This window comes from Ignavibacteria bacterium (assembly GCA_015709655.1).
In the GTDB taxonomy this organism is placed as follows: Bacteria; Bacteroidota; Ignavibacteria; order Kapaibacteriales; family Kapaibacteriaceae; genus OLB6.
Genome location: CP054181.1, coordinates 1,257,091 through 1,281,135, shown reverse-complemented (window position 1 = coordinate 1,281,135; position 24,045 = coordinate 1,257,091). Strand labels below are relative to the sequence as shown.

Sequence of the window (24,045 nt, the reverse complement as noted above, 5' to 3'; positions counted from 1 at the left end):
TAAGTTAAGGAATTACAATGGCTGAAGTCAGACCAGAAGAAATCAGTGCGATTCTCCGACGTCAACTGTCGGGATTCGAAAACGAAACCGATGTGTACGAGGTGGGCACCGTACTGCAGGTAGGTGACGGTGTTGCCCGCGTTTTTGGACTTACCAACGTGATGGTGTCGGAACTGGTGGAATTCCCCAACGACGTTGTGGGAATGGTTCTTAACCTTGAGGAAGACAGCGTTGGTATTGTGCTGTTCGGCGATGACTCGCTGGTACGCGAAGGAGACCAGGCACGCCGCACGGGCAAGATCGCATCAGTCCCGGTTGGCGAAGCCCTGATCGGCAGGGTTGTAAACCCGCTGGGACAACCCCTGGACGGGAAAGGGGCTATCAAAGCTGAAAAAATGTTCCCGATTGAACGCAAGGCCCTTGGCGTTATTGACCGTCAGCCGGTTACCGAGCCGCTCCAAACCGGTATCACTGCCATTGATGCTCTGATACCGATAGGCCGAGGTCAACGCGAACTCATTATCGGTGACCGCCAGACCGGAAAAACGGTGATCGCTATTGATACGATCATTAATCAGAAATTTACCCACACACCCGAAGCGGCTGCGCTTGGTATTAAACCGGTTTACTGTATCTATGTAGCGATTGGACAAAAAGGTTCAACGGTTGCCAACGTTCTGGCTACTCTTGAAAAGTACGGCGCCATGGAATACACCACCATCGTTACCGCGTCGGCATCTGACCCCGCTCCCCTTCAGTTTATCGCTCCATACTGCGGTTGCTCCATGGGTGAGTACTTCAGAGACAGCGGCCGGCACGCCCTGGTGATTTACGACGACTTGTCCAAACAGGCCGCCGCATACCGTCAGGTTTCACTGCTGCTCCGCCGTCCGCCGGGACGCGAAGCCTACCCGGGCGACGTGTTCTACCTGCACAGCCGGTTGCTGGAACGCGCTGCTAAGCTTAACGATAGTCTGGGAGGGGGCTCGTTAACAGCGCTTCCCGTAATCGAAACACAAGCTGGTGACGTAGCTGCATACATCCCTACCAACGTTATCTCGATTACCGACGGACAGATTTACCTGGAACCCAACCTGTTTAATGCAGGCGTACGTCCGGCGCTGAACATTGGTATTTCAGTGTCGCGGGTAGGTGGTAACGCACAGATCAAGGCAATGAAAAAGGTGGCCGGACCGCTGAAGCTCGAGCTGGCACAGTTCCGAGCTCTTGAAGCATTTGCCAAGTTCGGCTCAGACCTTGATAAATCAACACAGCAGCAGCTACGGCGCGGTTCCAGGCTGCTGGAAGTGATGAAGCAGCGTCAGTACCAACCGGTATCTGTAGAAGTCCAGGTGGTTGTGATTTATGCCGCTACAAAGGGTTTGATGGATGAGTTGCCGGTTGACACCGTTAAAGAATACGAAACAAAACTTGTTGAGTATATGCAGACTGCCCATAAGGATCTGCTTGCAAAGATTGCTTCCGAAAAAGCGCTTACCGATGACATTGTAGCCGGGCTTGACACCGCCCTGGCAACATTTGGCGAACACTTCATGGCTACAGCCTGACCACAGGAATTAGCACAATGGTGATTCTTACAGGCGGTGCAGGGTTTATTGGAAGCTGGATTCTTGCAGCGTTAAATGAGCACGGCATCAAGGACATCATTGTGGTTGATTCGCTCCGCACGGGTGATAAGTGGAAGAACGTAGCAGGTAAGTCGTACAGAAGCATCATGTCGAAAGAGCATTTCAGGAGTCGCATGGATGGCAACGACTGGGGCACGATTGATGCAGTTATTCACATGGGAGCATGCTCTGCCACAACAAGTACCGATAACGATTATTTGTACGATAACAATTTTGTTTACTCAACGCAGGTTGCCGAGTTTGCCTTGCGCCACAACGCACGATTTGTGTACGCAAGTTCGGCCGCAACCTACGGAAGCGGAAATAAAGGCTTTTTTGATACTGAACGAGACCTTAGACCGCTGAACATGTATGCCTATTCCAAACATCTTTTTGATGAATGGATTCGCGACAACCATCTGGACACGGAATGTGTGGGTTTGAAGTTCTTTAATGTTTTTGGTGCCAACGAATACCACAAGGGCAAACAGGCAAGCATGGTGTGGAAGGCATACACCCAGCTGAAAACAACAGGCAAGATTCAGTTGTTTATGTCGGATACCCCGGACGTTGCCCACGGTAACCAAACACGTGACTTTGTGTACGTGCGCGACGCCGTCAGCGTGGTACTAACACTTGTTGCCAACAAGGAGATCAACGGAATTATCAACCTTGGCAGCGGCATCGCAAATACATGGAACCACCTGGCTGAAGCCGTTTGCATGGCAGCAAACGTTCCAGCGGCGATAGAGTACATACCCATGCCGGAATCACTGGCAGGGCAGTATCAAAATCACACCTGTGCAGACCTGACAACGTTTCGGGCAAAGATGCCCGGGACAGCGTTTTATACTCTGGAGGCGGCAGTTAACGAATATGTTACGCAGTACCTGGCTACCAGTTGGCCGTACAGATAACAGACATTACAGCAATATTTGGAATGTAAACTCACGTATAACCCGTACCGACACAGCACTTTAGATTATGGCTACATTACGAGAAACCCGAAACCGTATCGTTGCAGTCCGCAACACATCGAAAATCACTCAGGCAATGCGCATGGTTGCTGCTGCCAAGCTGCGCCGTGCTCAGGATGCAATTACGGCCGCCCGTCCGTTTGCCCGGCAACTGGAGAAGATTCTGCGTAACCTCGCCATGGCCGAGTCGGACTTTGTACACCCGTACTTTGAAGCACGTGCCTCGGTGCAACATATCGTAATTGCCGTACTGTCATCAGACCGCGGCTTATGCGGCGCATTTAACGCCAACCTGTTCAGGGCAGTTCAGCACAGGATTGACAAGCTGCAGGCACAGTATCCCGGCGCAGAAATTAAGATCGTAGCCGTTGGCCGTAAGTCTGTAGCCCAGTTCTCCAAAATGTCGCACGAAGTTATCGCCAGTCACCCCGATGCCTTTTTTAAACTGGAGTATTCAACGGCAACCTCGATTGCCGACCACGCATCGGACGTGTTTTTAACCCACCGTGCCGACATTATTGAACTTATTTACAATGAGTTTGTTTCAGTTATCAAGCAGGAAGTAAAAATCCTTCCGCTGTTGCCGATTATTCCCGCTGCACAGAAAACTGAACACTCAGGATCGGCAGTTGATTATATCTTCGAGCCTACGCGTGCCGACATTCTTGAATCACTCCTGCCAAAGTATCTGCATACCCAGGTTTGGCGCGCACTATTAGACTCGAATGCTGCCGAACAGGCAGCCCGAATGGTTGCAATGGAAAATGCTACCACAAATGCACGAGATCTGATCTCGTCGCTACAGCTTATTTACAACCGTGAGCGACAAGCCGTTATCACAAAAGAGATGTTGGAAATTGTAGGCGGCGCCGAAGCGCTGGTAGCCCACTGATGTTCTTCTCGGTTCGGTCACTGATATTAACAATCGTTACCGTAGCACTGCTTACGGTATTGTATCAGGCGCACCTGGGGACACTAAACGTTTACGCCCGGGCGTACGACTCCCGAATCGGGTTTTACTCCGAGAAATTGGATTCGCTGATGCGTATCAGCTCGTGGAATACCCGGATGCTGATGCGGCACGTAGCCAACGCCCATATTCCGCAGTGGATAGCTGCAAATCGCAGGGCTACAGACACCATCCTGCTTCCGCCACCGGAGTATGCCAACAGGTACATATCGGTGCAGGCATCCTGGACCGATCCCAGGATTTTTACATACATGGCCGGATTTACCCCTGTTGTTGCATGGAACGATACTGCACGGCGTGGAATGGCAAATGCATACATCGCTCTTGAGCCACAGGCAATTACAATTACCCGACCCGGGGGCAGCATTAATATTGACTCGCTTCTTCATGAATATCAGGCAGCAGTACAGCACGGTTCAGTAACCACTCAGCCGCAGGCAGCACCATGAACCCGGGCTTTATCACATTACTACTGGGTCAGATTGTGGCTGGCATGGGGATCATGGGGGCTACAAGAACACGGATGCCCAGAAGCATCGTGCTTCCTGTTGCCTTCCTGTTGGGCATGTTTGTACACTCCGTCCTGTTCTTCGGCGTGGATCTGTTCCGGCTGGGATTAAACGATACCATGCTGATTGCCACCGGCATTCTGGCTGTTGTGGTGCCACACCTGTGGTGGAAGCATTGTAACGAATTTTACAAATGGCTGTTCAGTAAACCGCGGTTAACTCTCACGATGTACGATGTGGCAATGATGGCTTTTGTAGGCTCAACGGCTTACTACGTGATATGGGCAAGCTGGTACTGGCCGGTAACGCCGTTTGATGCCATGGCCGGTATTGACCTTGTAGCGCGGCAAACGGTTGAAGAAGGCACAATCGTTAACAGAGTGTTTACCGAGCCACTGCTGCAAAACAACCTAAGCAACCAGCCGTTCTATGCACCATTTGCTATGCTGATGCAGGTGATGTACCGAATTGCCGGGTTTGCGTACGGACAATTATGGCTGGGTATGACGGCGTTTTTTGTGTCATGGGGTTTCTGGGGAGTCTTACGTCAGGTTGTCCACCCGTTCCTTGCCAACATCCTGTTTGTGCTGCTGATCTTAACACCGGAGCTGCTGGGCTACACCTATCTGTTGCAGACGGACTATTTGAATGCTGCGTACTGGTGCATGGCTGCTATGCTTACCTACCTAACCTTCGAGAAGAAAACAGCTACTGCGTACTGGCCTGCAGCCATCCTGCTGGCAGGTGCCGCATGGTCACGGACCGAAACCGTCATCCTGGTATTCCTTGCTCTGGCGGGCCTTGTCCTTTTATGGCGGCGTACCCTTACAGCCGAAAATAAAATCACGTTTCTGGCTGCATCCGGTGTTTTATCCCTTCTCATGTTTGCACTCTGGAACGGCATCTTTCTGCAATACTACCTGCCGGTGCGCCCAAGCACGGCATCCCAGCTTGTAGCATTTGACGTATCGCGGTTTGTACAGGTTACGTTGGACTTCTTTGTAAACGTTCTCGCCAACTACGGACTATGGGGAATTACCTTCCTTGCATTTGTTGTCGTACTTGTTATCGGCATTGTAAAATACCGGTCGGCAGGATCGGTGCAGCTCCTTATCTGGCTTGGAGCTGTTGTAACAGGATTACTGCTGGTTGGAACTGTGTTTTCGGCGGCCATTGTAGAGCAGACTTTGCGGCGCGGAGTTTTTAAGCTGGTGCCAATCATCTATCTTTACATTGCTGCAAGTGCACTCCTTGCAGGCTGGAGTTCCCGAATGCGGACGTGGGAGATGAAACAGTGATGCCAGAAAAGCTGCTCTATATTGTTGGTACGGCTGCTGCAACCTTGATTGTGTTGTGGATGGCAAGCGCAGTTATTGCCCGGCTATTTGTCAGACGGTACATTGGGAAACTGCTCAGATCGGTTGGGAGGGAATCGTTACCCCGATTTAGTGCTCAGCGAATTACGTCGCTGCCCGTTGCCGTTCAACGGTATCTAACCTATGCTTTAAAGGAAGGTCAGCCCAACATCCGGTATGCTATACTAAAGCAAACCGCTGAGTTCAGGCACGGTGCCAACCGTCCGTGGATTTCTGTACGCGCCACCGAATACCTCTCCGGCATGGAACCCGGCTTTGTATGGGATGCCGTACTCAGGCATCATGCTCTGTGGTGGCGTACTGCCAAGCTGGGGTATGTACAGGGGACAGGGAAGGGGCACATCAAATTGTTTGGTGCGCTGACGTTGGAAGAATTCCAGGGCAAGGAAACCAACGAGTCGATGCTGTTTAGGTTCCTCAGTGAGTTGGTATGGCTTCCCACCGGACTTCTGCCCACACACACGCTGCAATGGCGGCACATAAACCACAACACAGCGTTGGCAGTAATTACCGACGGGCAGACCCGTATTGATGCTGAATTCCACGTTAATGAAATCGGACAGGTAGAAAAAATTACCACTAACAGTAAGTACCGTGACACCAAGAGCGGCTTTGAACCTACGAGCTTTACCATGCTCTGTAAGGATTATGCCGAAGTTGAAGGTGTGATGATACCACAGCAGGTCGTATTTGTGTGGAATCTACCCGAGGGCGACCTTGAGTACGGCAAGTTTCACGTTACAGATATCGTGTACCATTACACCTAAACCCAAGCCCCCTTCCATCATCACGGGGGAAACCGGCACTTTACAGTGCCTTACTCGAGCAACACATGAGCACAAAAAGCAGAAGTATTTATCGGTGTTCACAGTGCGCACATGTGACCACAAAATGGGTGGGCCGCTGTCCGGCCTGCGGCATGTGGGAAACCATGACCGAGGAGACCGCACCGTCAGCCAAACGGACGCGGTCCAACGCCGGTGCCAGGGCAGGTGCTACCGTCCCGTTGCCACAGGTTCAGGGTGCAGGCTATGTGCGTGCAAGTACCACCATGGCCGAACTGGACCGGGTTCTGGGTGGCGGCGTAGTGCCGGGAAGCGTGGTGCTGCTGGGCGGCGATCCCGGTATGGGTAAAAGCACCCTTGCCCTGCAGGTGTGTGCCGCCATGGGCAGTCCGCAGTCACCGGCATTGTATGTTACCGGTGAAGAAAGCGTGTACCAGATAAAACAGCGGGCAGACAGACTGGGCATTACCGGCGCCATCGAAGTACTCCCCGAAACACATGTTGAAACCGTTGTCCAAACCGTTCATGCACTCCATCCCTGCATCGTCGTGGTGGACTCCATACAAACAATTACCTGCGAAAACCTTGAAAGCAGTGCCGGTACCGTGGCGCAGGTGCGTGAAAGCGCTGCGTTGCTAACAAAACTTGCCAAAACCACCCACGTGCCGTTGATCCTGATTGGTCATGTTACCAAGGATGGCTTTATTGCCGGACCCAAGGTGCTGGAACATATTGTGGACACCGTGCTGCAGTTCGAGGGCGAGGGAATGTATGCGTACAGGATACTGCGGTCACTAAAAAACCGCTACGGCTCCACCAACGAAATTGGTGTGTTCGAAATGACGTCCGGCGGACTCCGGAATGTGTTAAACCCGAGTGAAGCACTTGGAGCACTCCGGCATGCCGGTGAGCCCGGCATAGCTATCGCCGCAGTAATCGAAGGCACACGTCCGCTCCTGGTAGAAGTTCAGGCCCTGGTAGTATCCAGCGGATACTCACAGCCACAGCGGGTTAGCACTGGCTACGACCTGCGCCGGCTCCAGCTTCTGCTGGCCGTTCTTGAACGTCGGGGCGGTGTGAACCTGCGTCAGCAGGACGTATTTGTTAAAGTTGCCGGTGGCCTCAGCGTGCAGGACCCTGCCGTTGACTTAGCCGTTGCCATGGCAATCACATCAAGTGTTGCCGATGCGGCAATACCCGCCAATACTGCCTTTGTTGGCGAGATTGGTCTTGCCGGCGAGGTCCGCCCCGTAGCCTTCAGTGACGTTCGCACCCAGGAAGCCGTCCGCCTTGGCATCGAACACCTGCACATGGCCCGGAGTACTACACCAAAAAACGGTGAAACCGGTGACCGGAAAAATATATTACGTCTTACAAACGTGATTCATGACGTATTCAGCGGAACTATTCCAAATCAAAAACGTAAACAAGGATACGGGGGAGAATAGAGTGAAACGAACCGATGAAGAATTACTGGCAGAACTGGTTAACGGCGACGAAACATGCTTTGTTGAGCTTATGCAACGATACATGGATCCCATTTGCAGCTTTGCCTTTCGGTTTGTTGGAAATTATGACGATGCAGTTGACATAACACAAGAAACCTTTGTACGAGTGTACCGATTCTCCCACACATATAATTCCGACGTTCGGTTTACCACCTGGCTGTACACCATAGCCGCCAACCTGTGCCGGTCAGAACTGCGCCGGTATCGCCGAAAGTACGGTGTATCGTTTTCGGAAATGAATTCCGGTACCGATGATTCTGCCGAATGGGAGGTTGCTGATACCACGTATAGTCCCGACGAGCGGATAGACTCCGACCACATTGCACAGCAGGTGCAGTCGGCACTTATGAAGTTACCGGCGGCCTACCGCGAGATGGTAATTCTGCGTGACATCCAGCAACTATCGTACGAAGAAATAGCCGTAATTGCCAGGGTGGAGCTTGGTACTGTAAAGAGCCGGATCAACCGCGGACGCAAAAAACTGCAGGAACAGCTTCAGGGCTTGTATGTGGAAGTATTCGGAAGTTCAGGAGAAAAAGCATGAGAACCATCCTTGCACCGGTAACCGTTCCGCCGGATTTTACCCATGGCGTCCTTACACGAGTCATGCTTGCCCGACTTCCCGAGGTGAAGGCACCGGAAACGTTTGTAGATCAAACACTTAGGCGCATTCGGAGTAACCGCTGGCTTCCTGTGGCTGCCATCGCCCTGGTGTTCACGCTTGCCGCCGTGAGTTACTCAATTTACTCTGCGTCGAATCCCATTGTGGTTGTTAGAGGCCCAAGCCCCTTGCCCCATGTTAACCTGCACAACCTTACCCCCGCACCAGTACACGAGATGCCCGAAATCAGCCAGCCGGCAAAGCCCCGGAAAAGGGTTCGCCAGATGCGGGTGATTACCGGTGAGTAGGGAAGGTGCGTAAATTGCCGGTTCACGTACGAACTACTGCGCATGTTTGAGAAAGATTTGGACAGAGCACGCAAGGCTCTGCAGCAACAGTTAACAACCACAGCTCCCTACGTATCCTTTGCACACATATCGCGAAATGCCGAGGTGCATCTGGCCTACCGTACCTTTTTTGGCGCCGAGGTTGCATGGTGGCTATACGAAGAACGGGCTTTGCGGACGTCGAACCCGCGATTCGACACTACCGACCCCGTGCTGACGGAACTGTTTGCAAAACTTGACGAAGCCTATATCCGCACTGCGCGTTTTGACCATGAGGAACTTGCCGCCACCATGGAAGCAGCAGTAAAAACCCGGCTTAACTTTTTATGCAGGCCTCGTACAACACTCAAATGGTTCGTTTTCCGCGGCGAACCCACCAAGCCACTGCATGAGGTACTCCTGCGGCTGAACTATCTGCATGACTACGACTACCTTACCAATGGTATCCGCTCATGGGCAGCCCTGCGCGGTGCCGATGGCAGCCCCACCATGGAAATCCTCTCCATCGTGGAATTCGAACGCATTGTTGAGAAAATCGACAACGACGCCATCCTTGACCTCTCGCAAAAAGAATTCGTAAAGATGCTGGACCCGCTGTACGAATACTTTGCTGAAATCAACCCCGAAGCCCCACCCCAAACAATACCCACGGAAGCCGCCATCATTTTTTTGGACGATAAAGGGGCTGTGCCAATATCACAGGAACTGGAACGGTTGCTGTACCGCGAAGACATGCGGTGGCTAACGCGTACCCGCTTCCTGGAGGTTATTGACAAGGTTATTCTTGAAATCGAAGAGCAAGGCGCTGGACAACCAACACAACCGGCCAACTCTCCGCAACCGGATACCGATAATCCCGATACTCCGGTGTCTGCCGAACCCGCTATGGAACACCCGGTAGTGCCGGCACCGGCAGCAACAATGCACAGTGCTGCTAACGGCGCAGACGCTGCCGAACCCACCGTACCGGCCGAACCCTACCCGCCGGCTCAGTCAGAACCCGACGACGCTGGTACCCGTACCTCAGCCGTCCACACGACCAGCGCCAGAATTGAACGGTTTCACCGTGAAGCCGACGCCTACCTTCAGCAGCGGTTTTTAGACGGATTGTTTGCAGGCAACCTTACCAGGATGGATGAAACCGTTGCCGAAATTTTGGAAGCCGGTCTCTGGCGCGATGCTGCATCACGGTTAGACCTCTGGTTTGCCCGTCAGGGAGTAGATCCGAACTCATCGCTGGCAATGGATTTTTCGCATACCCTGCACATGGTGTACCGATGAAGTTTATCGACAGTGCTACCATCACCGTTGCCTCCGGCAACGGCGGCAAAGGTCATATCAGCTTCCGACGTGAAAAATTCGTCCCCCAGGGCGGGCCCGACGGCGGCAACGGCGGCAACGGCGGCAACGTAATCCTGGTTGCCAGCAGGCAGTTGGGAACCCTGATGGACTTTACCTACCGCCGCACCTACAAGGCAGATCACGGTGCCGAAGGCGGAAAAAACCGCTGTACCGGAAAGAGCGGTGCCAACATTATCATTCGCGTACCCTGCGGTACCGTGGTACGGAATGCTGCAACAGGCGAGCAGATTGTTGATATGGACCGTGACGGTACCGAATTTACTCTTGCCCGTGGCGGACGCGGCGGCAGGGGCAACAGCGAATTTGCCACCGCCGTCAACCAGGCACCCCGATACGCTGAACCCGGCACTCCCGGCGAGGAGCTTGTTGTGGAATTAGAGCTTAAACTCCTTGCGGATGTAGGACTTGTGGGATTCCCCAATGCCGGCAAGAGCACATTTATCAGCACCGTTTCAGCCGCCAGACCCAAGATTGCCGACTACCCCTTTACCACCCTGGTACCCAATCTTGGCATGGTACGGTTGGGCGAAGGCCGCTCCTTTACCATTGCCGACATTCCCGGACTTATTGAAGGCGCTCATCAGGGAAGGGGGCTTGGGCACCAGTTCCTCCGGCATATCGAGCGCACCGCCGTCCTGGTGTTTATGATTGACGCAGCCAGCCCCGACCCCGCCGCCGACCTTGATGTGCTGCGTACCGAACTTGGAAATTACTCAAAAGAACTTGGTAAAAAACCGGCAATTGTGCTGCTTACCAAGGCAGATACCCTGAGTAGTGAACAGCAGCAAGCGCTGGAACAAACAGCCTTTGTAAAGGGTACATCTGCACAGTTGATTTCGGCAATTACCGGTCAAGGTGTACACAATGTACTCGAATTATTATGGAAACCGGTAGCGGAACAACGCAGTGCCACCAGTGAACAATAAACTTGGCACAATCATTGACAGACAGAAACTGCTGCATAGTCAGTTTACCGCAAACCCTGTTAAATCAGGGGGGTAGATTGATTGTATAGTGTGACCTGTGAAGTAGCTTTCACAGGTGCTTCATTCATCATCACTAGATTTTTTCATGCATTTGATACATGAAACATTGCTGATCAAAAACGCTGTCGCCGGAGCAGAAATTTTGCGTCGGTGCAAAGCTTTTTTTGGCGTGTTCGATACAACTCGGTATTTTAGCGGAACTTTAGTGAAGCCGCTTACCCGGTTGGGGGGCGGTATGCTCCGTTTCATTGATCGAAGCGGGGAATGGACAGTATGATACATCGTTACAAACGGGCCGGATTGAACCCAGTCAATCCACACAACAACATTGCAAAAACACGGCGCCAACGGCGCCTATTGGCGTTTCCGACTGTTAGAGACACTATTCAGATGCAAACAGAAATAACCAATATCAATCATAATATTTTTTCGGAGGATCGTATGAACTCCTTTGGTTCCGCAACTCCTGGTTCGCAACGGCGTTCCGGGTATGTGGTGCTGACGTTCCTTCTGGCACTATTGCTGGGAGCCGTCACGCCGCCAAGTTTGTGGTCGCAAATTTCAATTTCGGCCAGCCCTGGGTCGCCGCAATGTCTTGGAACATCGTTCCAGCTGCAGACCACGGTTACCAACCGCCTCGTGCCCCATCCCTCGGCGCCTGCCGGCGGTGCATGGGCAGCTCCGCTTGCACAAGGTGCCGGCGGTGTTGGCAACGGTGCTGTGAACAACATTGTTCTTGGTGACGACCAGCTAACGGGCGAGCAGAACCCTCAGCAGGTAGGTGGCGGCAACTTCATATTTAATTTTTATGGAGAGCTGATCAACCTTACCAACGACGGGTTTTATCTCAGCTCGAACGGGTTCATTACGTTCCTGAACAACCTGAACACCGGTATTAATCCGGCCGATGTTCCCAATGCGGCTGCACCAAACAAAACCGTTATCCTTGCCAATATTGACCTTGACCCGGGAGCGGGTGGTGCCATCTGGTGGCAGGTACAGCAAAATGCGAACGGTAACTACTTAGTTATCACGTTTAACAACGTCCCGTACGTAGATCCATTCCAGGCTAATTTGTTTACCGGCCAGCTTATCATTTACGAAAACGGGTATGCCGGTACACCCAGCCGAATTGAATGGCGGTTAGATAACGTACCTCAGCCCGGTGGAGTCATTGGTATTCTTGCCGGCTTCGAGAATGAATGTGGTACCACTGGTGACGCTGCCTATAATGACGACGGCGTTGCCTTTGGTGCCGTTAACGATGCTTTATACACGTCGGACCCGGTCACCGGTGCAGCGTATGCCCATGTATCAGTAGCATTTTATGATGGCGCTACGTTGATGGGTACCGTGGCAGCATCGCCCAACCCGCCTATTACTCCAACCTCTTCAGTTAACTATAGTGTTCCGGTCGCATACCGCGGTGTAGGCACTCACACCTACAAGGCAGTTGTAACCTACACCTATTACGGCTGCGCAACCGAAACTGCAGAAGATGACATGACATTTGAGGTGGTTGCAAACCCGGCCACACAAGTTATTACAAATCCCGCAGCTCCACGTTGTGGAGACGCAACGGGAACGGCAAGCGTTACGGCAAACGGAACAAATACCTATACATGGAGTGCAGCACCTGCAGCTGCCGTTGCCTCGTTTACTCCCAATGGTACAACCGCAGCCGCAACAACCACAATAGCATATAATAATGCATCATTAAGTCCAAGCGGTACAAGTGTTACCCTGACTGTTGTAGAAGCCCTTTCGGTAGCTCCGTTCTGTGCGACAACGAGTACAGGTGTTGCATATACAGTGTACCGGACACCGGATGCACCGGTAATAACCGGTAGTGGGGCAAACAACGGTGGCATTAACCCGCCGGCACTTCCAGGAGCTAGTGGTAACCCATGTGCCGGTACAGCTCGTACCTATACTGCAACTGCAGCCGGTACTGCTGGTGGTGCAACACACTACCGCTGGCAGCTCAGTGGAGCGCCTGCCGGAACGGTAATTGGCGGTACAACCGTCACCGGGGGTGCAGCCGACATTGTTACCTCTACGAACAATGTATTGATTACGTGGGGTAATTCTGTCACAAATGTTACCGCCACCCTTGTAGCAACAGCTTCAAACGGTACCGGTGGTGCAACAGGCGTCTATGGTTCACCAGGTGCACACCGCTCATGCGTTGGCCCGGCCTCGGCTGCAACGGCCATCTATATTAACGGTGTACCTGCTGTTGCACAAGTTGTGCAGACGGTTCCTGTATCTGTACCTCCAACCGCAGCAGCAACAACCGTATGCGAAAATGAAACCCGTACGTATTCAGTACCGTTAACAGCAGGTTCTACATATACCTGGACTGTAACCAACACATCGAACGTACCTGTTGCTGCCGGCCCAACAACCTATACACTGGTCACCGGTGCGCCACCAAACAACAATTCAGCAACAATTGACTGGAACGGTGCCGCTACCTATCGTGTTCAGTGTACAGAAGTTACTTCCGGCGGATGTACTACCGTGCATACCTTCCACACAGTAACAGTAAACATTCAGCCTCAGCCTGTGTTATCAGCTCCTTTACCGGCAGATCAGTGTACCTACATTGGTGGACCAATTGAAAATGGACAGAACCTGGCTCAGTATGCCTATACTGTTACTGTTACGCCGGGTAAAGGTAGTACCACCGACCGCTTTGACTGGGCTGTGACCAACGGTGTGTTTGTATCTACGGCACTTTCAACGGTAACGAATATTAACGCCGTTGGTGCCAATGCAACCCAGCAGGTACGTTGGACTTCTCCGGGAGCCCAACAAGTTTCAGTAACTCAAACCATCGTCGCAACCGGATGCTCGAAGACTGTAACGCAGAATGTTAACGTCGTGGCATCACCAACACCAAAAACAATTACCGGTCCGGGGTATGTAACCGGTATTGCCGGAAATCCTTGTGCCGGAACCGGACCTCATACCTACCAAATTGGTGGTCCTTGGCCTAATACAAGTACATGGGCGATAACGGTACTTTCAGGTGGTGTATATTCTGTAGCATTGAACCCTGCTACAGGTCAATTCGGAGTAACCTGGAATGCCGGTGTAACCAGCGGTCGTATCCGGATTGTTGAAACCGGTCCTGCACCAGGAAGCTGTGCAACAGAGCGTGAGTATGCAATTTCCATCAACCCGCAGCCAAACGGCACAATCTCGGTTTCGCCAACAGCGGTATGTAATGGTGCAACGGCAACAGTAACGTTCAACCCAACGGGTTCAACAGTTCTGCCGGGTGCAACGTATTTATGGTCAACAACAACACCGGCTAACGTTGCCTATCTTGGTGCCACCAACAATCCAAGTGCAACAATTTCGCTTACCAACCCTGGACCGGGTACCGTATCCGGTAATGTTACTGTTAATGTAACCAACCCGGGTGTTGGCGGCTGTACGCAAACCTTTACCAATACGATTTCAATTATTCCCAACCCAACCCTGGCAGCACCAACGGTGCCCGCTCCGATTTGTGTTGGTGGATCCTACACTCTTACCGGCAATGCTTCCGCTTATCCCGGTGGTGGCGTAAACCGCTACTGGCAGTTTACCATCACGCCGACCGGAGCACCGTATTCGGGTGCCACTACGATCACCTCGTCGTGGATATTAAGTAATGCTGCCACCGGAAGCTGGACTACCGCCGTAATAGGTGACTCATCAGTTGCTGACATTCTTGCCGGTGGAACATTTAACCTTACCGTAACGGTAAAGGACAGTTTAGCACCTGCAGCATGCGTAGTAACACAGACATTCGGACCAAATACTGTTACAGCACGGCCCACACGTCCGCTGCTGAACCTGCCGGACCCGCAAACCGTTTGTGACGGAATTTACCCCCAAGTTTACACGATTACAAACTATATCGGTGGTTATACCTATTCGATCGTGGCACCAACATCTGCCAGCATCACGTATGGGTGGGGACCTGGTGTTGGTCAAATCAGTATTACAGACTGGGGAGGCACTGGAGCGCGCATACTGGTATTGCGTGCTGACGATGGTACGTGTACCCGTGACCAGCGTTACGACATGAACGTTGTTGCCTCGCCTGCCAACCCGCAGCCGGCACCGGTTATCACTGACGCAACACAAGACCAGGTATGTGTTGACTCGATGTATTTTGCCACACCGGGTGTAGTAGGTCCGCTGGCAGTTGATCCAACCCGGATTATTACGTACAGTGCACCCACCCCGCTGGCAAATCACTGGTATCAGTGGTATGTTACCAACGGTATTATTATCACCGGAACACCGGGTGCTTATACAAGCGTAGGCACAAACACAACAGCAGCACTGAATGCTACATCGGCAATGGTGGTTTGGACCGGACCCACACCGGGCAAGGTTAAGTACTTAGTATTTACCAGCGACCCGAACAGTCCGCCGCCAGCACCCTGCTTTGCAACATCAATTGAGCCAACAATCACCCTTCCAATTGTTCCCAATGTACCGCTTACGCTTACAACAACGTCGAGCATGCCCGGCGACAATGTTTGCGAAGGCAACACAATTGACCTGATTCTTTCTGGAAGCAAGATTGGCTTATCATACCGTGTTGAAGAATGGAACGGAACTACCTGGAACGATGCAGGCATCGCACCGGTAGCCGGTACAGGAGCAGCAATCAACATTACTGTTCCCGCATCCGTACTTACCATTACATCATCGCCAATTACTGACCACGTTTTCAGAATCACTGCTCGTGATCAGGCATTTACACCCGATATCGCTGGTCCATGTGAATGGCTGCGTACATCGGTTACCCCGTCTATCACTGTCCACGTTTTTGACACACCGAACGACATCCCGGTTGTAAACACAACACCGCTGGTCTGTGACGGCGACAACGTGGTTATTAACGTAGGAACCGTAGGTCAGCCAACGCAGACACACGTGATGTATGAACTGTGGCGCGGACCATTTGGCGGACCATTTGCTTATACCGGCATTAGCGGCATGGGTAACGGAGGTATGTTACCACTTACAGATAACACAACAACCGGCCTTGGAAATGGCGGCCCGTTACTTGCAGCCGATAACTATCAGTATGAAATTCATGCCTATATACCCGTAGCACCGCTCGGACCACCAGCAGGTGGCTGTCCGTTTACAATGACGGCAAAACCGGGTGCACGCATCTTTGAATACCCTGCAAATCCGACGGTTACATTTACACCGAATCCGGTCTGCTGGGAAGAAGAAATTACTGTTAACCTTGCCAACACACAAGCAGGTGTAGAGTACGAAGTCCGTGCAAACGGATCGTTCCTCTCGCCACAGGTAATTCTGCAAGGCACAGGCGGAGCAGTTTCAACAACCTTTAACTCGGTACTTATTCAGCCGACCAATCCTTCCGGATCGGTGGTTATACCAAACGTCGAAGTCGTAGCTCGGTTAGTAACAAATGTTACATACCCGCGTCCGATTCCACCGTCGGCATGTCCGATACCGTACGGAACAATCAACTACACAGTATGGGAAAAACCTGTAGCAGTTGTTACCGGACCGGCTACATCATGTGGTCCGTCCACAGCAACCTACACGGCTGATCCGGTTACACCGGCTCCTCCAATGTACTTTGACTGGTTAATTACAACCGTACCTCCGGCTGGAACCACACCAACCTCTGCAACATCGTCAGCATCTGGCACAGTGAACCCATTTGTGGTTAACTGGGGAATCCACCTGCTGAACTGTGACGGAACATACAACCCGCTGGCTCAAACCATCCGCATGATTGCAACCAATGCATGGGGATGTACAGACACAGCATTCTTTAACCTAACGATTGAGCCCACCGTATCGGATGCAGACATCTTTGGTCCAACATCCTCATGTATCTACGGCGGATTCGAATCACACCTTGACACATTCACTGTTGCCAGACCTGCACCCTGTGTATTCCCTGCCGGAACAACGTATCTGTGGACGATGCCTACGGGCGTTGTCAGCGGTGCCATCCGCAGTGGTCAAAGCACACCAACGATCGTAGCCGAATGGTACACCACCGGCGGCACGAACATTGGAACAGTTCAAGTTGACGTTACACTGCCACCATCGCATGGCGGTTGTACAACAACAATCACGCACGACGTAGTTGTTTACCCGCTGCCACAACCTGTGATCAACGGTCCAACAACCGTATGTCAGGGCGACATGGGCAAGGTGTACATTGCTGACAACTACCCAACCGACACCTACAACTGGCAAGTCATTGGCGGTCAGATTGTTGGTGGTATGGGCACCGGCGTAGTTGGTGACACAGCCAACATCAGTGGTGTTGGACTGAACACCATCTCCGTTAACTGGAATGATACACCAAACCCGAACGCATTTATCCGTCTGACCCAGGTTTCGGCTGCCGGCTGTATGAACGTTACAAACTTCTTTGTAACAGTTGCACCGACACCGGTACCGGCGATCAGCGGTCCTGAAAAGGTGTGCGACAACTCAGTTGTTACATATTCAACAGCCGACAACTCGCCAAACAACACCTACAACTGGACAATTACCGCAGGCAATGCCACCATTCAATCCGGTAATAACCAGGCTCAGGTATCGGTGCTGACCGGCGACATCGGTGGTGGTAACAGCTTCACAATTCAAATAACAGAAACAGTTCTTGCTACCAACTGTTCCGAAACAGTTAGCAAGGTTATTTCGATTCTTGAAAAGCCAAACCCAACCATTACCCGTGTATCACCGGCAGGTGGTACCGTAGGCGGAGCATGTCTTGGTCAGACAGTTACCTATACAACCTCTGACCCTGTAGCTCCTAACCCAACGTACTCCTACAAGTGGTCCGTAACGAACGGAACAATAACGGGCAATGATGAAGCTGCTTCTATCGCAGTCAACTGGAATTCAGTTGGTGTTGGTACAATTACACTTAACAAGTGGCACACCGGCAGCCAGTGCACCACAACAGTTACGCAAAACGTAAACGTAGTGGATGCTCCGGCACCAACAATCAGCGGTCCGCTTACCGTATGCGGCTTAAGCACACATACATACAGCACGCCGAACGTGGCCGGAAACACCTATGCATGGACGATTAGTGCTAACGGAACAATTACCGGAGGAGCTGCTACCAATGCTGCAACCATCCAGTTTAACAACCCCGTTCCGGCATCAACTCTTCCTGCTACAATCAGTGTAACAGAAACAAACACAGCCAGCGGCTGTGCCGCAACAGCATCGATTTCGGTTACCATTACAGACCAGCCACAAATTGCAGGCATCAACCGTGTTTCACCGGCAGGACCGGCTAACACAGCCTGTAACAACAGCTCCATCAGCTACGGTGTATCAACCTACACTGCAGGTGCCGGATACACATTTGCATGGTCAGTAACCGGTGGTACCATTACGGCCGGAAACGGAACCGAAACGATAACGGTACAGTGGACAAACGTTGGAACACAAACAATCACAGTAACCGTGACGAATCCGTCCGGTGACTGCTCCGACACCGAAACCCTTAATGTGGGCGTAACCTATCAACCTGTTCCGGCAATCACAGGCAACGCAATTACCTGTACCGGCAACACGGAAGTGTACAGCACGCCTTCGGTACCGGGCAGCACATACTCATGGAGCTTACCAACAATGGGTGGCAACATCCTGTCGGGTACAACCTCGCATGAAGTAACCGTAGAATGGATCCTCTCCGGAAACCGCACCGTTCAGGTTGTTGAAACAAACGGTAACTGTACCGCAACAGCCACTCTGACGGTATCGGTTGGCAAGACGCCAACATCAACGGCAATCTCACGAATCAGCCCGGCTCCGACATCAGCAGTAGCAATTGCTTGTGTTAACCAGGTTATCACCTATTCAACCCCGCTCAATTCCGGTTACACCTATCTGTGGACGGTAACAGGCGGCAACTTTGTTGGTGGCGTAAACAACACCAACCAGGTACAAATTGAATGGACAACTGTAGGTGCACAAACACTCACAGTAACCGAGACAACCCCCGGAACCAACTGTTCGAAGACTGTATCGCAAACCGTTAACGTTGAAGATCAGCCGAACCCGACCATTACGGGACCGTCCATCGTATGTACACAAGATGTATCCACCTATAGCGTAACAGCTGTCTCCGGACACAACTATAGCTGGACCATCAGCGGTGGTGGTACGATTACATCGTCAGCCAATTCAAGCTCGATCACGGTTGAATGGACAACTGCCGGAACCTGGACAGTTGACGTAACGCAAAGCAACGCAACAGGCAACTGTACGGCCACTGCATCACTTTCAGTCACTGTTGGTGCAACACCAACCGACACTGAAATCACTGGTGCAGCAACAGTATGCTACGGCAGCACGACAAACACCTACAGTGTTTCGAACGTAGCCTCACATACCTATTACTGGACCGTAACAGGCGGAACAATTACTTCTGGTCAGGGCACAAGCAGCATAGCTGTTCAGTGGACGGCCATTGGCAACCAGACAGTAACAGTTGTAATTGGTGAAACCGGTACAAACTGCGAAGTAACACTCGTTAAGAATGTGTCGGTTGAAGACCAACCCGCACCGTCGATCACCGGATCGGCTGCAGTATGTACCGACGACATCGTAACCTATGCCGTTAACCCTGTGGCAGGCCATACATATTCATGGTCGGTAAGCAGTGGCGGAACAATTACCAGCGGTACAAATTCACATTCAATTACCGTTGAGTGGACAACTGCCGGCACACATACCGTGAGTGTAACACAAACCAACGGTACCGGTAACTGTAGCGCAGTTGCAACCCTTAATGTATCGGTTGGTCAGACACCTGCTCAAACCGACATTAACGGTCCGGCTACTGTTTGCCAAGGCTCAACACAGAACTACAACGTCACCAACATCGCCGGTCAGTCCTACGTTTGGACAGTAACCGGTGGTACAATCACCAGCGGTGCAGGCACCAACTCCATTAACGTACAATGGACCGTGCTTGGAACCAACGAAGTAAAGGTTAAGATCTCTACAACCGGCACAAACTGCGAAAAGACACTTACGCTGAACGTATCGGTTGAAGATCAGCCCAACCCGACAATTGCCGGCCCATCAGTTGTATGTACAGGCGACGTAGCCACATACTCTGTAACGGCAGTCAGCGGTCACAGCTACCTGTGGTCACTTGGTGGAACCAACGGTACCTTTACCTCCGGAACCAACGCACCTACGGCTACCATCGAATGGCTGACGGCAGGAACAGAAACAATTACCTTGGTACAGACAAACGCTACCGGTAACTGCTCCGCTACAACCTCAATGCTTGTAACCATTAATCAAACACCGGTACAAACCACCATTGCAGGTAAAGAAACTGTCTGCAACGGCTCGGTTGAACCATACAGCGTAACCAACATCGCCGGTCAGTCCTACGTTTGGACGGTTACCGGTGGTACAATCACCAGCGGTGCAGGTACCAATGCTATCACAGTACAGTGGACGGCAATTGGCGCACAAACCGTGAAGGTGAACATCAAGACAAACGGAACCAACTGTGAAGTTGACCTTTCGAAGAACGTAACGGTTGAATTCCAACCGGCACCATCCATTGTTGGTGATGCAAACGTTTGTACGGAATCCGAAGAAACATACTCTACCACAGCCAATGCAGGCAGCACCTATGCCTGGACGGTAACAGGTGGCGTATTTACTTCGGCAACAACCACACCAACCGTAACGGTGAAGTGGACAACAGCCGGTACACAAACGCTGACTGTAACAGAAACAAATGCTTCAGGCAACTGTTTTGCTACAGCCACCCTATCGGTAGTTGTTTCTCCGACACCATCCACAACCACAATTGCACGCGTAACACCTGCTGGTCCTGTTGACCATGCTTGTGAAACCGATACCATTACCTACAGCACACCGTTTAATTCTACGAGCTCGTATCAGTGGACGGTTACCGGCGGTACCATCATCGGTTCCAGCACAAGCAATCAAGTTGTTATCAACTGGACGCAGCAAGGCAGTCAGACACTTACCGTTGTTGAAACAACAACAGGTACAGACTGTGAAACTGTGAAGACGCAAAACGTAACTGTAACCTACAAGCCAACACCGAACATTAACGGTGCCAACGTAGCATGTATCAACAAGGATCATGTGTACAGCACACCGTATGTAGCCGGCAGTGCCTACGAATGGGAAATCACCCCGTCGAACGTATTTGCCCCGATTGTTGGCTATCCGTATTCGAATTCAATTCAGATCAAGTGGATCCAACCAGGCTTGCACACTGTAAGTGTAACGGAAACAAACATTGCCGGTGGCTGCTCCACAACAGCAACCATGCAAGTACAGGTGAACGAAATTCCAACACCGTTCATCAACAGCACAACCGGCTATGGCAATCCGCCAGCACGTCGTCCGGGTATCGTATGTAACTACAGCACGCATACCTATACAACATTTGCAACACCTGGCAACACGTTCATCTGGACGATTACCGGTGGTACGATCATCTCAGGTCAGTACACCAATACCGTTCAGGTAACATGGGGTCCGGCTGGTCAGGGTACTCTTGCAGTTCAGGAAACCATTCCTGGCTCTGACTGTATCACCACTGACAAGGACACATTCGACATCCGCCCAACTCCTACGCCGAGCATCTCGGGTAACTTTAACCCATGCGGTGCCTCCACGCAGCAGTACACAACACCATTTGTAACCGGCAACAGTTATCAGTGGGTTGTTGTAGGCGGTACAATCACCAGCGGTCAGGGAACCAACACCATTACGGTTGCCTGGCAAGATCCAAGCTGGCCGAACACCATTAGTGGTTCTGTTCAGGTAACTGAGTGGGTAACCGACGTTCTGCCAAGCATGAGCTGCATCAACTCAGACACAAGAGGAATTAGCGTACGTCCGAATCCGCCGGTACCAACGATTACAGGCCCATCTGTAGTATGTGCTACCGATCTTAATGACAACCCGGTAACGGACAATACGGTTTCGTACAGCACAAGCATCCCGGCAATGGGTAGCAACCAGGGATACATCAGCTACGCATGGAGCGTTTCAAGCAACGGTACAATCGTTAGCAGTTCAACATCATCGTCGGTTAGCGTTCAGTGGACAAACACCACCAGCGCACCAACTGTTGGCACGATTACGATTGTTCAAACCTCGTCGTTTGGCTGCACCAGCACAGCTTCCCTGGATGTAACCATCAACCCGGTACCGAACCCACGCATCAGTGGTCCGGCCGAAGTATGCTTGAATACACAAGGTACGTACAGCACTGTAGGCACAGCCGGCAATCAGTACTCATGGACTGTTTCCGGTGGCAACCCGATCCTCTCCGGTCAGGGAACTGCTAACATCAACGTACGCTGGACAGTTGTTGGTACACATGCCATCCGTGTAAGAGAAACCAACTCCTACGGATGTTCTTCGACCAACGAGTTCATGGTAGTTGTTCACGAGCTCCCGAGCGTAACAATTACAGCTTCGGGTCCGACAACCTTCTGTCAGGGTGGCGACGTTACCCTTTCGGCACCAATCGGCTTTGCTTCCTATGTATGGAGTAATGGCGAAACAGGCCGGAGCATCGTTGTTCACACCTCGGGCACGTACAGCGTAACCGTTACCGACGAGAACGGCTGTTCGAACACCTCGAACGAGATTACCGTGAACGTCTTCCCAAGCTCGCTGCCAATCGTAACAGTAAGTGGTCCAACCACATTCTGTGAAGGTGGTAGTGTAACACTCACCGCTCCGAGTGGCTTCAGCGCCTACCTCTGGTCAACCGGTGAAACAACACAACAAATCGAAGTAACCAAGGCTGGTGAATACTCAGTAACAGTATCCGACGGTAATGGCTGTACCGGTACATCAACGGTAGTTGACGTATTCGTTAATCCGAAGCCAACACCAATCCTTACTGTTATCGGCCAATCCACAATCTGCTCTGGTGACAGTGTAGAAGTTCGTGCCCCAGCCGGCTACGTATCCTACACATGGCGTTCAACATCAGGTGAAAACTATGGCACTGGTCGTTCGATTTGGGTAACACAATCTGATACGGTTTACGTAGAAGTTGTTGATGCCAACGGATGTACAGGTGTTTCCGACACGTTAATGTGCACCATGAGCAATCCGGTTCCGCCAATCGTAGCATCGAACGGCCCGAACGAATTCTGTGATGGTGGTGCAGTAGAACTCGAAGCTCCGGCAGGCTATGCCAGCTACTTCTGGTCAACCGGTGCAACAACCCGTAAGATCGTTGTAACTGAAAGCGGAACCTACTCGGTAATTGTAACCAACGAAGTAGGCTGCTCAGCAACCTCGCCTGAAACCAACGTTGTTGTTAACCCAACACCTGATCGTCCGTCGATCAAGCGTATGGGCGATACTCTGACGGCCGTATCAACACAAGCACAAGCATATCAGTGGTATCTTGATGGAACCGCTATTGCCGGTGCAACCGAACAACAGCTTCTTGTTCAGAAGACAGGTGATTACCGCGTAGAAATCTCTGATAACAATGTATGTAAGGCTCTCTCGGATGCATATCCGGTACGTCTCACAGATGTTGCTGAAGATGATGTGGTTGCAGGATATCGCGCTGATGTCGTGGTATTCCCGAACCCAACAAGCGGTGCATTCACCATCGAATCGAAGTCCATCGAAGCCGGTAACGTTCATATCGAACTGGTAAACAACATCGGTGAGGTTGTTCTCAGCCTTGACGCTGTTGCCAACGGTGGTCACTTCAAGTCGAACGTGGAAATGGGTACTCTGGCAACAGGTGTGTACAACGTTGTAATTACCTCGGGTAGCCAGCGCTGGACGGTACGCCTTGTACGTCAGTAAGACCTTCAGATAGCTTAGCATGGTAAATCAGAAGGGCATGTCCATCATGGATGTGCCCTTCGTTCGTTTATACACCACCGAAACAAATGTGAATGTTATATGTCATCTGCTTAT

The 24,045-nt window shown here is 51.7% G+C and carries 12 protein-coding genes; all 12 read left to right on the top strand.

What is annotated here, in order from left to right:
- Positions 1–17: 17 nt before the first annotated feature.
- The 12 genes from HRU79_05095 to HRU79_05040 all read left to right on the top strand — a co-directional run bounded on the left by HRU79_05095 (position 18) and on the right by HRU79_05040 (position 23,931).
- A complete protein-coding gene (locus tag HRU79_05095) occupies positions 18–1,568 on the top strand; it encodes a F0F1 ATP synthase subunit alpha (protein QOJ26055.1) in 1,551 nt (516 codons plus the stop codon).
- A gap of 17 nt (positions 1,569–1,585) precedes the next feature.
- On the top strand, positions 1,586–2,545 hold the full coding sequence (gene rfaD, locus HRU79_05090) for an ADP-glyceromanno-heptose 6-epimerase (protein QOJ26054.1): 960 nt from the start codon (positions 1,586–1,588) through the stop codon (positions 2,543–2,545).
- 67 nt (positions 2,546–2,612) lie between these two features.
- A complete protein-coding gene (gene atpG / locus HRU79_05085; protein ID QOJ26053.1) occupies positions 2,613–3,497 on the top strand; it encodes an ATP synthase F1 subunit gamma in 885 nt (294 codons plus the stop codon).
- Positions 3,497–4,024, top strand: a complete 528-nt coding sequence (locus HRU79_05080) for a hypothetical protein (protein QOJ26052.1) — start codon at positions 3,497–3,499, stop codon at positions 4,022–4,024. The genes atpG and HRU79_05080 overlap by 1 nt, the downstream gene beginning before the upstream one ends.
- Entirely contained in the window at positions 4,021–5,382 is a 1,362-nt protein-coding gene (locus HRU79_05075; protein QOJ26051.1) for a hypothetical protein, read from the top strand. The genes HRU79_05080 and HRU79_05075 overlap by 4 nt, the downstream gene beginning before the upstream one ends.
- Positions 5,382–6,227, top strand: coding sequence for a hypothetical protein (locus HRU79_05070; GenBank protein QOJ26050.1), 846 nt, complete (start codon positions 5,382–5,384; stop codon positions 6,225–6,227). The genes HRU79_05075 and HRU79_05070 overlap by 1 nt, the downstream gene beginning before the upstream one ends.
- Positions 6,228–6,292: 65 nt before the next feature.
- Positions 6,293–7,693 carry a DNA repair protein RadA gene (gene radA, locus HRU79_05065; GenBank protein ID QOJ26049.1) on the top strand — a complete coding sequence of 467 codons (1,401 nt, stop codon included), beginning with the start codon at positions 6,293–6,295 and terminating at the stop codon, positions 7,691–7,693.
- 1 nt (position 7,694) lies between these two features.
- Positions 7,695–8,297 (top strand): sigma-70 family RNA polymerase sigma factor, encoded by a 603-nt coding sequence (locus HRU79_05060; GenBank protein QOJ26048.1) that lies wholly within the window; start codon positions 7,695–7,697, stop codon positions 8,295–8,297.
- A complete protein-coding gene (locus tag HRU79_05055; protein ID QOJ26047.1) occupies positions 8,294–8,662 on the top strand; it encodes a hypothetical protein in 369 nt (122 codons plus the stop codon). The genes HRU79_05060 and HRU79_05055 overlap by 4 nt, the downstream gene beginning before the upstream one ends.
- A gap of 42 nt (positions 8,663–8,704) precedes the next feature.
- A complete protein-coding gene (locus tag HRU79_05050; GenBank protein ID QOJ26046.1) occupies positions 8,705–9,982 on the top strand; it encodes a hypothetical protein in 1,278 nt (425 codons plus the stop codon).
- Complete coding sequence (obgE, locus tag HRU79_05045) at positions 9,979–10,989, top strand: GTPase ObgE (GenBank protein ID QOJ26045.1); 1,011 nt, start codon at positions 9,979–9,981, stop codon at positions 10,987–10,989. The genes HRU79_05050 and obgE overlap by 4 nt, the downstream gene beginning before the upstream one ends.
- 501 nt (positions 10,990–11,490) lie before the next feature.
- Positions 11,491–23,931: a T9SS type A sorting domain-containing protein gene (locus HRU79_05040; protein ID QOJ26044.1), complete on the top strand. Its 12,441-nt coding sequence runs from the start codon at positions 11,491–11,493 to the stop codon at positions 23,929–23,931.
- Positions 23,932–24,045: the final 114 nt, after the last annotated feature.